This is a genomic window from Caulobacter sp. KR2-114, from assembly GCF_049446115.1.
Lineage (GTDB): Bacteria > Pseudomonadota > Alphaproteobacteria > Caulobacterales > Caulobacteraceae > Acaudatibacter.
The window spans coordinates 434,742-448,710 of sequence record NZ_JBMSEC010000002.1 but is presented as its reverse complement, the minus strand read 5'-3'; the positions used below and the strand labels follow the sequence as shown (position 1 = coordinate 448,710).

Below are 13,969 nucleotides of genomic sequence, written 5' to 3'. Positions count from 1 at the left end.
GGCGTGGCGGCGTGGCGATGGTTGATTTAAGCGCGTTCAAGAAGGATGGGGCGGCCTCGCCGGAGGGCGATGCGCTGCCTGCGGCCAGCCTCTCGGACGCCTTCGTGCATCTGCGGGTCCGCTCGGCCTATTCCCTGCTCGAAGGGGCGATCAAGGCTGACTATGTGGCGGGCCTAGCCTCGGGGGCGGGGATGCCCGCGGTGGCCATTGCCGACCGCACCAATCTCTGCGCGGCGCTGGAGTTCTCGGTCAGCTGCAAGGACGCCGGGGTCCAGCCGATCATCGGCTGCGCCCTGCCGGTCAAGGGCATCGGCGAACGGCGGCCCGAGCGCTGGGCGCGCCAGCCCACCGTGGTGCTGCTGGCCCAGAGCGAGACCGGCTATCTGAACCTCAGCGAGCTGTCGTCGGCCGCTTACATGGACATCGAGCCGAACGAGGAGCCGTGCGTCGCCTGGGACAAGGTGGTGGCGCACGCCGAGGGCCTGATCCTGCTCAGCGGCGGTCCGGACGGGCCCGTCGACCCGCTGTTCGCCGCTGGCCGGCCGGCGGAGGGCCGCGCGGCCCTGGAGACCATGCTGCAAGTGTTCGGCGAGCGGCTGTACGTCGAGCTGCAGCGCCACGGCGCGCCGGAGGAGGCGCATGCCGAGCCCGGCCTGGTCGCGTGGGCCTACGAGCGGGACGTGCCGCTGGTGGCCACCAACGACGTCTATTTCGCCAAGCGCGCCACCTACGCCGCGCACGACGCCCTGCTGTGCATCGCCGACGGCGCCTTCGTCGGTCAGGATGAGCGCCGCCGGGTGACCCCGGAACACTGGTTCAAGCCCGCCGTGGACATGCGGCGGCTGTTCGCCGACCTGCCGGAAGCCTGCGACAACACGGTGGAGATCGCCCGGCGCTGCGCCTTCATGGTCAAGAAGCGCAACCCGATCCTGCCGCGCTTTCCCACGGTCGGCGGCCGCTCGGAGGACGAGGAGCTGGCCGAGCAGGCGCGCGAGGGTCTGCGCGTGCGGCTGAAGGCCACCGGCGTCTCCGCCGAGGCCGAGCCCGCCTACTGGGAGCGGCTGGAGCGCGAGATCGGCGTCATCCAGCACATGGGCTTCTCCGGCTACTTCCTGATCGTCTCGGACTTCATGAAGTGGTCGGTGTCGCACGGCATCCCGGTGGGGCCCGGGCGGGGGTCGGGGGCCGGCTCGCTGGTGGCCTGGACGCTGTTGATCACCGGCGTCGACCCGATGCGCTACAACCTGATCTTCGAGCGCTTCCTGAACCCGGAGCGGGTGTCGATGCCCGACTTCGACATCGACTTCTGCCAGGAGCGACGCGAAGAGACGATCGCCTACGTGCAGGAGAAGTACGGCCGCGACCGGGTGGCCCAGATCATCACCTTCGGCACCCTGCAGGCCAGGGCCGTGCTGCGCGACGTCGGCCGGGTGATGCAACTGCCGCTGGGCATGGTCGACCGCCTGGCCAAGATGGTGCCCAACAACCCGGCCAACCCGGTGACCCTGGCCAAGGCCATCGAGATCGAGCCGCGCCTGCAGCAGGCCCGCGAGGAAGAGGACTCCGTCCGCGAGCTGCTGGACACCGCCCTGCAGCTCGAGGGCCTGTACCGCAACGCCTCGACCCACGCCGCCGGGGTGGTGATCGGCGACCGGCCGCTGACCCAGCTGTCGCCGCTGTACCGCGACCCGCGCTCGGAGATGCCGGCCACCCAGTTCAACATGAAGTGGGTGGAAAGCGCCGGCCTGGTGAAGTTCGACTTCCTGGGCCTGAAGACCCTGACGGTGATCGATCGGGCGCTGCGCTATCTCAAGCGCCGCGGCGCGGACTTCCCGCTGGGGACCATGCCGCTGGACGACAAGCCGGCCTACGACCTGATGACCTCGGGCCAGACGCTGGGGGTGTTCCAGCTGGAAAGCCAGGGCATGCGCGACATCCTGCGGCAGCTGCGGCCGACCAACCTGGAAGAGGTGTCCGACCTTATCTCGCTCTACCGGCCGGGGCCGATGGATTCGATCCCCGACTATGTGGACGCCAAGGCCGGCCGCAAGCCGGTGGATACCGTCCATCCCCTGCTGGAAAAGGTGCTCGGCCGCACCTTCGGGGTGATCGTGTACCAGGAGCAGGTGATGCAGATCGCCCAGATCCTGGCCGGCTACAGCCTGGGCGAGGCGGACCTGCTGCGCCGCGCCATGGGCAAGAAGAAGAAGGCCGAGATGGACCAGCAGCGGGCGCGGTTCCTCTCCGGCGCGGCCGAGCGGAACATCACCCCGGCCATGGCCACCATGCTGTTCGACCGGATGGAGAAGTTCGCGGGCTATGGCTTCAACAAGAGCCACGCCATGCCCTACGCCCTGATCGCCTACCAGACGGCCTGGCTGAAGGCGAATGCGCCGGTGGAGTTCTTCGCCGCCTCGATGAGCCTCGACATCGCCAATACCGACAAGCTGGCGGTGTTCTTCCAGGACGCCAAGCGGTTCGGCGTGCCGATCGTCAAGCCGGACATCAACCGCTGCAACGCCGACTACGACGTCGAGGACGGCCAGGTGCTGTACGCTCTGGGCGCGGTGCGCAACGTCGGCATGACCGCCATGCAGCACGTGGTCGAGATGCGCGAGAAGGGCGGGCGTTTCCGCGACCTGTTCGACTTCCTGGAACGCATCGACCCGCGGCAGGTGAACAAGCGGGCGCTGGAGAACCTGGCGCGCGCCGGGGCCTTCGATTCCATCCACCCCAACCGCGCCCAGATCGTCCAGGCCGCGGACGTGCTGATGGCCCACGCCCAGAGCGTGGCCGCCGACCGGCTGGGCAACCAGGGGGCGCTGTTCGGCGAGCAGTCGGAGGTGGGCCGCCCGCGCCTGCCGAAGGTGGAGATGTGGAACCCGGTCGAGCAGCTGGACGAGGAGCTCGCCTCGGTGGGCTTCTACCTGTCCGGCCACCCGCTGGACGACCTGGTGTCGATCCTGCGGCGCCAGCGCACGACCCTCTATGCCGACGCCATGGCCGCCGCGACGGCGGGGGCGGAGGCGTTCCGCATGGTGGGCATGGTGCGCCGCCGCCAGGAGCGCACCTCCGCCGGCAGCGGCGACAAGTTCGCCTTCGTCTCGCTGTCGGACCCCACGGGCGAGTACGAGGTGCTGTTCCCCGGCGACGTGCTGCGCCGCTGCCGCGAGGTGCTGGAGCCGGGCAAGGCCATCGTGCTGAAGGTGCGGGCCAAGGCGTCCGACGGCGAGGTGCGTTTCTTCGGCGACGACGCCCATCCGCTGGACAAGACCATCGAGGCCGCAGCCTCGGGCCTGCGCATCCACCTGTCGCCGGCGGTCACCGAGCTCGACGTGCTGCAGAAGCGGCTGAAGCCGACGCCGGGCGGCGGCGGGGGCGGGGAGGTGATCTTCGTGGCCGCTTTCGGCGCCGGCCGCGAGATGGAGCTGAAGCTGCCGGGCCGCTACCAGCTGGACCCGGCCGTGCGCGGGGCGCTGAAGACGGCGCCCGGCGTGGTGTTCGTCGAAGAGCTGTGAGCGGGAGGGCCGGGATGGGCGCGCCATATGAAGGCTCGTGTCACTGCGGGGCGGTGCGCTTTCGCATCGACGTCGAGCCGGCGGAGCTGACCAGCTGCGACTGCTCGCTGTGCGCCAAGAAGAATGCGGTGATGGCGGCCGTGCACGAGGACCACTTCCGCCTGCTGGCGGGCGAGGAACACCTGTCGCTGTACCAGTGGAACACCGGCGTGGCGCGTCACCACTTCTGCGCGCGCTGCGGCATCTACACCTTCCACCGCAAGCGCTCGGCCCCCGACCACTACGGGGTCAACGTGTTCTGCCTGGAGGGCTTCGACGTGGGCGCCTTCCCGCGGCGGCGGGCCAGCGGCCAGGACATGACGGTGACGGGCGAGGCCGCCCGGCGCTTCCCGGGTCCGACAGCCGGCTGAACAGACGGCGGAACCTACCGCCTTGCAATTCCACGCGTTCCGGCCTATCTGGCCCGCCATCACGCACGCAGGGCGTTCGGCATCACGCGGGTAAATCCCCGCGCGTTTCCGTTCCGGTCCTCCCGCAAGGGGGGTGAGCTCTGCGGAGGCACGAACCGGAAGAAGGAAAAAGGTTCATGGCGCTACCCGAATTCTCCATGCGTCAGCTGCTGGAAGCTGGCGCCCACTTCGGCCACCAGACCCACCGCTGGAACCCGAAGATGGAACGCTACATCTTCGGCTCGCGGGCCAATATCCACATCATCGACCTGTCGCAGACGATGCCGCTGCTGCACCAGGCTCTGGTGAAGGTGCGCGAAGTGGCCGCGTCCGGCGGCCGGGTGCTGTTCGTCGGCACCAAGCGCCAGGCGTCCGAGCCGGTGGCCACCGCCGCCAAGCGCTGCGCCCAGTACTATGTGAACCACCGCTGGCTGGGCGGCACGCTCACCAACTGGCGCACCATCAGCCAGTCGATCGCGCGCCTGCGCGAACTGGAAGGCGTGCTGGAGGGCGGCGAGAGCGGCCGCTCCAAGAAGGAGCTGCTGCAGCTGACCCGCGAGCGCGACAAGCTGGAGCTGTCGCTGGGCGGCATCAAGGACATGGGCGGCATCCCCGACCTGATGTTCGTGATCGACACCAACAAGGAAGCGATCGCCATCCAGGAAGCGCGCAAGCTGAACATCCCGGTGGTCGCCATCCTCGACACCAACTGCGACCCGCAGGGCATCACCTATCCGATCCCCGGCAACGATGACGCCGCCCGCGCGCTGCAGCTGTACTGCGACCTGGTCGCCGACTCCGTGCTCGACGGCCTGACCGAAGGCCAGGTGTCGATGGGCGTCGACATCGGCGCCTCCGTCGCTCCGGTGGAACCGGCCCTGCGCACGGTGGCCGCGGCCGAGCCGGCTGCGGACGCCGAGCCGGCGCCGCTGGCGCCTGCGGACGAGGCCCTGGCGGCCCAGGCCGAAGCCGAAGCCGCTCCCGCGGTCGAAGCGGCGCCGGCCGCCGAAGCCGCGCCCGCGGCCGACAGCGCCGAGGGCTGATGGCTTTAGTGCGGCCGGCGGCCTTACCGCCGGCCCCTGTCTCAAACTTGATACGCCGGGCTCCTAGGAGGAGTCCGGCGGCATCGACGTAAGCGGAGGTATTTCCATGGCCGAGATCACGGCTGCGCTCGTGAAAGAGCTGCGCGACATTTCCAGCGCCGGCATGATGGACTGCAAGAAGGCCCTTCAGGAAACCGAGGGCAACATCGAAGCGGCCATCGACTGGCTGAAGACCAAGGGCCTGAGCAAGGCCGCCAAGAAGGCCGACCGGGTCGCCGCCGAAGGCGTCGTGGCCGTGGCCGTCTCGGCCGACGGCAAGACCGGCGCGGTGATCGAGCTGAACGCCGAGACCGACTTTGTGGCCCGCAACGACCAGTTCCAGGCCGCCGCGCGCAAGATCGCCCAGACCGCCCTGACGGTGGACGGCGACGTCGAGGCGCTGCGCAAGGCCAAGACGGCCGACGGCGAGGTGGTGGACGACATGATCACCAGCCTCATCGCCACCATCGGCGAGAACATGCTGCTGCGCCGCGCCACCCGGCTGACCGTCAGCGACGGCGCCATCGGCGCCTACGTGCACGGCGCTGTCGCCGGCGCCACGGACCTCGGCCGCATCGGCGTGCTGGTGGCCGTCGAGAGCACGGGCGACCAGGCGCAGCTGAAGGAAATGGGCCGCAACATCGGCATGCACGCGGCGGCGATGTCGCCGCTGTCGCTGTCGCCCGACGACCTGGACCCGGCGGCGGTGGACCGCGAACGCGCCATCTTCTCCGAGCAGGCCGCGGCCTCGGGCAAGCCGGCCAACGTCATCGAGAAGATGATCGAGGGGCGCATCCGCAAGTTCTTCGAGGAAGTGGTGCTGCTCAAGCAGACCTTCGTGAAGAACCCGGACCAGAAGGTCGAGGACTACGTCGCCGAGGTGGCCAAGTCCGCCGGCGCGCCGGCCAAGGTCACCGCCTTCGTGCGCCTGGCCCTGGGCGAAGGCGTCGAGAAGCAGACCAGCGACTTCGCCGCGGAAGTCGCCAGCATGACCGGCGGCGCCTAAGCGCCTTCGGGAAAACGTATCGTCCTGTGTTTCAGGGGCGCGGCGCGTTCGACGCGCGCCGCGCCCTTGGTCTATGTTGCGTCCGAAGAGTCGAAAGAGTGGCCAGCCCGATGAGCGATCCCCAGCCGCGATACCGCCGCATCCTGCTGAAGGTTTCGGGGGAGGTGCTGATGGGGGACGCCGCGTTCGGCATCGACCAGGACACCCTGTCGGCGGTGGCCGAGGATATCGCCGAGGTGGTCCGCCAGGGCTTCGAGCTGTGCCTGGTGGTGGGGGGCGGCAACATCTTCCGCGGCGTCTCCCTGGCCGGCAAGGGGATGGAGCGGGCCAGCGCCGACTACATGGGCATGCTGGCCACGGTGATGAACGCACTGGCCCTGCAGGGCGCCCTGGAGAAGGTCGGCGTGCACACGCGCGTGCAGTCGGCGATCCCCATGGATGCGGTGTGCGAACCCTACATCCGCCGCCGGGCGCTGCGGCACCTGGAGAAGGGCAGGGTGGTGATCTTCGCCGCCGGCCTGGGCGCGCCTTTCTTCACCACCGATACGCCCGCCGCCCTGCGCGCCGCGGAGATGGGCTGCGACGCCCTGTTCAAGGGCACCAGCGTCGACGGGGTCTATACGGCCGACCCCAAGAAGGACGCCACGGCCACGCGCTACGACTGCCTGACCTACCAGGAAGTGCTGGCCCAGGACCTGCGGGTCATGGACGCCTCGGCCATCGCCCTGATGCGCGACAATGAAATCCCCATCGTGGTGTTCTCCATCCGCGGACGCGGCAACCTGCTGAGCGTGCTCACCGGGGACGGCGTCCACACCACCATCGAAAACCCCAAGCGCGCCGCGCTCGCGGGCTGATCCGCCAGAAGAAGAAGACCCTAGAAAGGATACGTCATGGCCAGTGGTGAAAAGCCGGTGCTCTCGCGGTACCGCGACCGCATGGACAAGGCCGTCGCCGCGCTGAAGGAGGAGTTCGCCTCCCTGCGCACCGGCCGCGCCAACGCGGGCCTGCTCGACCAGGTGCATGTGGACGCCTACGGCTCGACCGTGCCGATCAACCAGATCGGTTCGGTCTCCGTCCCCGAGCCGCGCTCGCTGAGCGTTTCGGTGTGGGACCGCGGCCTGGTGGTCAGCGTCGAGAAGGCGATCCGCAACGCCGGCCTTGGTCTCAATCCCGTGGTCGAGGGCCAGAACCTGCGCATCCCGATCCCGCCGCTGACCGAGGAGCGCCGCAAGGACCTGGCCAAGCTGGCCGGCAAGTATGCGGAGCAGCAGAAGGTGGCGGTGCGCAACGTGCGCCGCGATGCGATGGACGATCTGAAGAAGGCCGAGAAGGACTCGGTCATCAACCAGGACGAACAGAAGCGCATGGAGACCGAGATCCAGAAGTTCACCGACGAGGCCGTGAAGCGGGTGGACGAGGCCTTGAAAACCAAGGAACAAGAGATCATGCAGGTCTAGGCGGGCGCGGAGCGTCGCGGGCGCCCTGAGAGGACTGGCCATGTCGCCGGCACACGGCATCCAAGGCGGGATCGCCACGACCGACCCGGGCGGGTCGGGCCGGCGTCTGCACGTGGCCATCATCATGGACGGCAACGGCCGCTGGGCCAAACAGCGGGGCCTGCCGCGCGCCCTGGGCCACCGCGCCGGCGTGGCGGCGCTGCGCCGCACGGTGGAGGGGGCCGACGCCCTGGGTGTGGAGCGCCTGACGGTGTTCGGCTTTTCCACCGAGAACTGGCGGCGGCCGGAGACCGAGGTCACCGAGATCCTGGGCCTGATGAAGGCCTATTTCGCCAGCGACCTGACCCGTCTGGAGCGCAACGGCGTCAATGTGAAGATCGTCGGCCGGCGCACCGGCCTATCGCCGGACATCCTGCACATCGTCGAGGAAGCCGAGGCGCGCACGGCGCGCAACGACCGCTTCCGCCTGCAGGTGGCGTTCAACTACGGCGGCCGGGCCGACATCGCCGACGCCGCGCGGCGAATCGCCGAGGCGGTGGAGCGCGGCGAGCTGCGCGCCAGCGACATCAACGAAGCGGTCTTCGAACAACATCTCTCCACCGGCCCCGACCCGGCGCCGGACCTGATCATCCGCACCGGGCACGAGCGCCGGCTGTCGAACTTCCTTCTCTGGGAATGCGCCTACGCCGAACTGATCTTCCAGGACGTCTATTGGCCCGACTACGGGCCCGAGCACCTGAAGGCGGCCATCGCGGAATACGACACCCGCGAGCGCCGATACGGCGGAGTCGCCGTCGATGACGTCCTTGCCGCAAGCTGACGGGAAGCGAACAAGGGGCTTCGACTGGAGCAACCTCGGGATCCGCGCGGCCTCTGCGGCCGTGCTGGCGCCTGTGGCCCTGCTGCTGGTCTGGTGGCACCCGGGCGCCTTCCTGGTGCTGGTCGCCGTCGCCGTCAGCCTGATCTCCATCGAATGGGGCGTGATGGCCGCGCCGCGGGCGCAGGTGCGGGTGGCCACCGTGGTGACCGTGTCGGTGCTGACCGTGGTCTTCCTGACCTATGCCGGTCGCTACTACCCCGCCTGGGCCTGCGTGGCGGTGGGGGCGCTGGCCGCGGGGGCCGTGGCGAGGGGCGGCGGTCAACGGGCGGTGGACGCGGCGTACGGGGTGCTCTACATCGCCCCCACCTGTCTCGCCCTGGTGTGGCTCCGCTCGACCGTCCAGGGCGACTGGTGGACCCTGATGCTGCTGGCCACCACCTGGGCGGCCGACATCTTCGCCTTCCTGGTCGGCAATGCGCTGAAGGGCCCCAAGCTGTGGCCGCGCTATTCGCCGAACAAGACCTGGTCGGGGTTCTTCGGCGGCCTGGCAGGCGCTGTGGCGGCTGCCGTGGCGGTGGCCATGGCGAACGCGATGTTCGCGCCTGCGGCGTTGATGCGGCTATCCCCGCCCGGGGCGGCCGTCATAGGGCTGGCGGGCGGCCTGGCGACGATGGCCGGGGATCTTTGGGAGTCGATGTTGAAGCGCCGCTTTGGAGTGAAGGATTCGGGGGACCTGATCCCCGGCCACGGCGGGCTGCTGGACCGTGTCGACGGCCTGATGTTCGCCACCATCGCCTTCGCCGCGGCCAGGCTCGTGGTTCACTACGGATGGGCCCACTGATGACCAAGCGCACTGTCACCGTGCTCGGCTGCACCGGCTCGATCGGGGTTTCCACCCTGGATCTGCTGGGCCATGTCGAGGACGAGGTCGAGATCGTCGGCCTGACCGCCGGCCGCAACGTCGCCCGCCTGGCCGAGCAGGCGCTGCAATGGCGCCCGCGGGTGGCGATCATCGAGGACGAGAGCCTGCTGCCCGAACTGCGCGAGCGCCTGAACGGCTGCGGCGTGGTCGCCCAGGCCGGCGGCGCGGCGATTCGCGACCTGGCCGGGGAGGGGGCCGACTGGGTGATGTCGGCCATCGTCGGCGCCGCGGGCCTGGCGCCCACCCTGGCGGCGGCGCGGGCGGGCTCGATCATCGCCCTGGCCAACAAGGAAAGCCTGGTCTGCGCCGGGCCGGCGCTGCTGGCGGCGGCCAAGGCCGCGGGCGGCGGGGTGATTCCCGTCGATTCCGAGCACTCGGCGATCTTCCAGGTGCTGCAGCCGGTCAGCCCCGGGCGCATCGCCAGGCTGATTCTCACGGCCTCCGGCGGCCCGTTCCGCACCGCCTCGATCGAGACCATGGCCGCCGCGACGCCGGAACAGGCCATCGCCCACCCGAACTGGAGCATGGGCGCCAAGATCTCTGTCGATTCCGCAACAATGATGAACAAGGGCCTCGAGATGATCGAGGCCTCGTACCTGTTCGACATGCCGCCGACCCAGATCGACGTGCTGGTGCATCCGCAGTCGGTGGTGCACAGCCTGGTGGAGTACACCGACGGCTCGACCCTGGCCCAGCTGGGCCCGCCGGACATGCGCTCGCCGATCGCCTGCGCCTGGTCCTGGCCGGACCGGATCACCTGGCCGGCGCCCCGCCTGGACCTGGCCGCGATCGGCCAGCTGACCTTCACGGCCCCTGACGAACAACGCTTTCCGGCCCTGCGCATCGCCCGTTCGGCGCTCACCGTCGGGGCCGGCGCGCCGGCCGCGATGAACGCCGCCAACGAGGTCGCGGTCGCCGCCTTCCTTGACCGCCGGATCGGCTTTCTGGATATTGCCTCGACGGTTTCGGAGACTCTCGACCGCCTCAACGGCGTGGGCGACCTCGACGCCTACAACGGGGGCGACGCCTTGGAATGCGCCATGATGATCGATGTCAGCTCGCGGCGGGTTGCCGCCCAAGTGCTGTCGCGATTCGAGCGCATTGGCTGACGGCCTTTAACGGAGACCGCCGGGCATGATCTCCATCCTGCAGAACGCGCCGATTTACATCGTGCCGTTCCTGCTCGTGATCTCCGTGATCATCACGATCCACGAACTGGGCCACTTCCTGACGGCCCGGGCGTTCAAGGTCGCGGTGGATCGCTTCTCGCTGGGATTTGGCCCGACGATCGCCTCCTGGCGCGACCGCGGCGGCGTGGAATGGCGCGTGGGCGCCCTGCCGCTGGGCGGCTATGTGCGCTTTGCCGGCGACGACAACGCCGCCTCGATCCCGGACGGCGACGACCTGGAAGTGATGCGCGCCCACATCGTCGCCCGCGAGGGCGTCGGCGCGGAGAAGAAGTACCTGCACTTCAAGCCGCTGTGGCAGCGGGCGCTGATCGTGGCGGCCGGCCCGTTGGCCAACTTCGCGCTGGCGATCGTGCTGTTCGCCCTGTTCTTCGCCATCTTCGGCGAACAGGTGACCACCAGCCGGGTCAGCGCGGTGGCCCCGGGCAGCGCGGCGCAGAAGGGCGGCTTCCAGGCGGGCGACGTCGTGCGGGCGGCCGATGGCCACGCCATCACCAGCTTCGAGGACCTGCAGTTCTACGTGCAGTACCGGGCCAACGTGCCGATCGACTTCACCGTCGAGCGGGGCGCCCAGACCGTGCACCTGGCGGCGACGCCGGCGGCGGTTTCGGACCAGGACACCGGCGGCCGGCCGATCGGCCGCCTGGGCCTGGAAGCGCACGGCACGCGGCTGGTGCGGCATGGGCCGGTGGAGACCGTCGGCCTGGCCGTCAAGCGGACCTACGAGGTGGCGGCGACCACCCTGTACTACCTCTCGCGCATCGTCACCGGACACGTGCCGTCCAACCAGATCGGCAGCTTCATCGGCATCGCCCACCAGACCGGCGACATGACCAGGCGGGCCATCGACACGGCGCATGAGGATCATGTGAACGTGGCGGTGTCCCTGGCCTTCACGGCCATGCAGCTGACGGCCTTCCTGTCGATCAGCGTCGGCCTGCTCAACCTGATGCCCGTGCCGGTCCTCGATGGCGGCCACCTGCTGTTCTATGCCTATGAATCCGTCGCGCGGCGGCCACTCAGCGCCAACATCCAGGCTGCCGGTTACCGGGTGGGCCTTGCTTTGCTGCTGGGTTTGATGTTGTTCGCAACCTGGAATGACCTCCAGGGCCTGCGCGTGTTCCATTTCCTCGGCGGCTTGATCTCGTAAGCGCCCCCGTCATGGCTGATCCGATGAAAAAAACCCGCGCCTGTGGCGCTGCGCTTGTTACCGGCCTTGCCCTGCTCATGGGCACGACCGCCATTGTGGCGCCCCAGGTCGCCTGGGCGCAGCAGAGCGGCGTGGTCGGCCGCATCGTCATCCAGGGCAACGAGCGGATCGAGCAGGACACGATCATCTCGTACCTGCCCATTCAGGTAGGCGACACGGTGGATTCTGCCAGGGTCGACCTGGCGCTGAAGACGCTTTTCCGCACCGATCTGTTCTCGGACGTGAAGATCGACCTGCAGGGCACCGACCTGGTGGTCTCGGTGGTCGAGAACCCGATCATCAACCAGGTGCTGTTCGAGGGGAACTCGAACCTCAAGGAAGACAAGCTGAAGGACGAGGTGCAGGTGCGCCCGCGGGGCATCTTCACCCGCGCCAAGGTGCAGGCCGACGTCCAGCGCATCATCGAGCTCTATCGCCGCTCCGGGCGCATCTCCGCCACGGTGACGCCGAAGATCGTGCAGCTGCCGCAAAAGCGGGTGGACCTGATCTTCGAGATCAACGAGGGCCCCAAGAGCGGCATCCTGCGCGTCAACTTCCTCGGCAACTCGCAGTTCTCGGACAACGAACTGCGCGACCAGGTGGTGACCAAGGAAAGCCACTGGTACAAGTTCTTCCAGTCGAACGACAACTACGACCCGGACCGGATCGAGTACGACCGCGAGCAGCTGCGCAAGTTCTACCGCAACCGCGGCTTCTACGATTTCCGCATCATCTCCTCGGTGGCCGAGCTGTCGGAAGACCGCAACGGCTTTGCGGTGACCTACACCCTCGACGAGGGCGCCAAGTACAAGTTCGGCAAGCTGACGGTCCAGACCGACCTGAAGAAGCTGAACGCCGACATCCTGCGCGCCCTGCTGCCGATCCGCGAGGGCCAGGTCTATGAAGACGACAAGATCGAGAAGGCCACCGACGCCCTGACCTTCGCCGCCGGCGCGGCGGGCTTCGCCTTCGTCGACGTGCGCCCGCGCTATGTGCCGAACCGCGAGAAGCACACCGTCGACGTGGTGTTCGAGGTCAAGGAAGGCCCGCGGGTCTACGTCGACCGCATCGACATCATCGGCAACACCCAGACGCTGGACTACGTGATCCGCCGCGAGATGCTGGTCACCGAGGGCGACGCCTACAACCGCGTGCTGGTCGACCGCTCGAAGAACAACATCCGCGCCCTGGGCTTCTTCAAGGACGTGGACATCACCAACGTCCCCGGCTCGGCCCCGGACCGCACCAACCTGCGGGTCAAGGTCGAGGAGCAGCCCACCGGCCAGCTGTCGTTCAGCGCCGGCTATTCGTCGGTGGACAAGCTGGTGCTGGACCTCGGCGTGCAGCAGTCCAACTTCCGCGGCCGCGGCCAGAACGTCAGCGCCGAAATCTCGGTGGGTTCGCTGCGCCAGCAGCTGAACCTGTCGTTCACCGAGCCGCGGTTCCTCGGCCGCCACCTGGCCGCCGGCTTCGACGCCTATACCTACCGCTACAACTTCTCCGACCAGGCCTCGTACGACACCTCGTCGACCGGCGCCGGCGTTCGCCTGGGCTTCCCGCTGACCCAGAGCATCTACATGACCACGCGCTACACCCTGCGGGTGGACGACGTGATCGTCGCCTCCTCGCTGTGCGTGCCCGGCGCGGAACTGGTGTCGGTGGTGCTCTGCGACCAGCGCGGCTCGTACCTGACCTCGCTGGTGGGCTACTCCCTGCGCCTGGACAAGCGCAACGACCCGGTGCTGCCGACCCGCGGCTACTACCTGGACTTCAGCCAGGACGTCGCCGGCGCGGGCGGCGACGTGCACTACCTGCGCAGCCAGGGCGACATCGGCTGGTACCACGGCTTCAACAAGGACTTCATCCTGAGCTTCGTTGGCCAGGGTGGCTATGTCGACGGATGGAACGGAGACAACATCCGGATCGCCGACCGCTTCTACAAGGGCGGCGACACCTTCCGCGGCTTCCAGATCGCCGGCATCGGGCCGCGCGACCTGCAATACGGCGACAGCCTGGGGGGCAAGCTGTTCGCCATTGGCACCGTCGAGCTGACCATCCCGACGAAGCTGCCCGAGCAGTACGGCATCAAGGCCGCCCTGTTCAGCGACTTCGGCACCCTGGGGCTGCTCGACCGCGCCAGCAAGGTGGATCCCACCACCAATCTTCCGCTCAGCACGGTGCGTGACAATCTCGCCTTCCGCGCGTCCACCGGCGTTTCCATCTTCTGGAAGTCGCCCATGGGGCCGCTGCGGTTCGACTTCAGTCACGTGCTGGCGCGGGCGTCCTACGACAAGACGGAATTGTTCCGTTTCTCAACTTCAACAAGGTTCTAGACT

At 68.6% G+C, this 13,969-nt stretch carries 11 protein-coding genes; all 11 read left to right on the top strand.

From position 1 onward, the window contains the following. The first annotated feature begins 17 nt into the window (after nucleotides 1-17). On the top strand, nucleotides 18-3,518 hold the full coding sequence (dnaE, locus tag ACO2Q3_RS08265) for a DNA polymerase III subunit alpha (RefSeq protein ID WP_423306085.1): 3,501 nt from the start codon (nucleotides 18-20) through the stop codon (nucleotides 3,516-3,518). Between the two features lie 14 nt (nucleotides 3,519-3,532). Then, the gene (locus ACO2Q3_RS08260; RefSeq protein WP_423306084.1) at nucleotides 3,533-3,928 is read left to right on the top strand and encodes a GFA family protein; all 396 of its coding nucleotides are present in this window, start codon (nucleotides 3,533-3,535) and stop codon (nucleotides 3,926-3,928) included. A 176-nt stretch (nucleotides 3,929-4,104) separates the two neighbouring features. Then, on the top strand, nucleotides 4,105-5,010 hold the full coding sequence (rpsB, locus tag ACO2Q3_RS08255; RefSeq protein ID WP_423306083.1) for a 30S ribosomal protein S2: 906 nt from the start codon (nucleotides 4,105-4,107) through the stop codon (nucleotides 5,008-5,010). Between the two features lie 106 nt (nucleotides 5,011-5,116). Beyond that, nucleotides 5,117-6,055, top strand: coding sequence for a translation elongation factor Ts (gene tsf / locus ACO2Q3_RS08250; protein ID WP_423306082.1), 939 nt, complete (start codon nucleotides 5,117-5,119; stop codon nucleotides 6,053-6,055). Nucleotides 6,056-6,165: 110 nt separating this feature from the next. Next, nucleotides 6,166-6,912, top strand: a complete 747-nt coding sequence (pyrH, locus tag ACO2Q3_RS08245; protein WP_423306081.1) for a UMP kinase — start codon at nucleotides 6,166-6,168, stop codon at nucleotides 6,910-6,912. A 36-nt stretch (nucleotides 6,913-6,948) separates the two neighbouring features. Then, nucleotides 6,949-7,515 (top strand): ribosome recycling factor, encoded by a 567-nt coding sequence (gene frr, locus ACO2Q3_RS08240; protein WP_423306080.1) that lies wholly within the window; start codon nucleotides 6,949-6,951, stop codon nucleotides 7,513-7,515. Between the two features lie 40 nt (nucleotides 7,516-7,555). After that, nucleotides 7,556-8,335 carry a polyprenyl diphosphate synthase gene (uppS, locus tag ACO2Q3_RS08235; RefSeq protein WP_423306079.1) on the top strand — a complete coding sequence of 260 codons (780 nt, stop codon included), beginning with the start codon at nucleotides 7,556-7,558 and terminating at the stop codon, nucleotides 8,333-8,335. Next, entirely contained in the window at nucleotides 8,313-9,176 is an 864-nt protein-coding gene (locus ACO2Q3_RS08230) for a phosphatidate cytidylyltransferase (RefSeq protein WP_423306078.1), read from the top strand. The genes uppS and ACO2Q3_RS08230 overlap by 23 nt, the downstream gene beginning before the upstream one ends. Then, nucleotides 9,164-10,366: a 1-deoxy-D-xylulose-5-phosphate reductoisomerase gene (gene dxr / locus ACO2Q3_RS08225; RefSeq protein WP_423306077.1), complete on the top strand. Its 1,203-nt coding sequence runs from the start codon at nucleotides 9,164-9,166 to the stop codon at nucleotides 10,364-10,366. The genes ACO2Q3_RS08230 and dxr overlap by 13 nt, the downstream gene beginning before the upstream one ends. Before the next feature lie 25 nt (nucleotides 10,367-10,391). Then, nucleotides 10,392-11,594: a M50 family metallopeptidase gene (locus ACO2Q3_RS08220; protein ID WP_423306076.1), complete on the top strand. Its 1,203-nt coding sequence runs from the start codon at nucleotides 10,392-10,394 to the stop codon at nucleotides 11,592-11,594. A gap of 11 nt (nucleotides 11,595-11,605) precedes the next feature. Beyond that, on the top strand, nucleotides 11,606-13,966 hold the full coding sequence (bamA, locus tag ACO2Q3_RS08215; protein ID WP_423306075.1) for an outer membrane protein assembly factor BamA: 2,361 nt from the start codon (nucleotides 11,606-11,608) through the stop codon (nucleotides 13,964-13,966). Nucleotides 13,967-13,969 lie beyond the last annotated feature (3 nt).

Bases quoted from the DNA above. Each gene is read 5' to 3' on its own strand.
- dxr (WP_423306077.1), top strand. From the start codon at position 9,164: ATGGGCCCACTGATGACCAAGCGCACTGTCACCGTGCTCGGCTGCACC.
- frr (WP_423306080.1), top strand. From the start codon at position 6,949: ATGGCCAGTGGTGAAAAGCCGGTGCTCTCGCGGTACCGCGACCGCATG.
- dnaE (WP_423306085.1), top strand. From the start codon at position 18: ATGGTTGATTTAAGCGCGTTCAAGAAGGATGGGGCGGCCTCGCCGGAG.
- pyrH (WP_423306081.1), top strand. From the start codon at position 6,166: ATGAGCGATCCCCAGCCGCGATACCGCCGCATCCTGCTGAAGGTTTCG.
- uppS (WP_423306079.1), top strand. From the start codon at position 7,556: ATGTCGCCGGCACACGGCATCCAAGGCGGGATCGCCACGACCGACCCG.
- ACO2Q3_RS08260 (WP_423306084.1), top strand. From the start codon at position 3,533: ATGGGCGCGCCATATGAAGGCTCGTGTCACTGCGGGGCGGTGCGCTTT.
- bamA (WP_423306075.1), top strand. From the start codon at position 11,606: ATGGCTGATCCGATGAAAAAAACCCGCGCCTGTGGCGCTGCGCTTGTT.
- ACO2Q3_RS08220 (WP_423306076.1), top strand. From the start codon at position 10,392: ATGATCTCCATCCTGCAGAACGCGCCGATTTACATCGTGCCGTTCCTG.
- tsf (WP_423306082.1), top strand. From the start codon at position 5,117: ATGGCCGAGATCACGGCTGCGCTCGTGAAAGAGCTGCGCGACATTTCC.
- rpsB (WP_423306083.1), top strand. From the start codon at position 4,105: ATGGCGCTACCCGAATTCTCCATGCGTCAGCTGCTGGAAGCTGGCGCC.
- ACO2Q3_RS08230 (WP_423306078.1), top strand. From the start codon at position 8,313: ATGACGTCCTTGCCGCAAGCTGACGGGAAGCGAACAAGGGGCTTCGAC.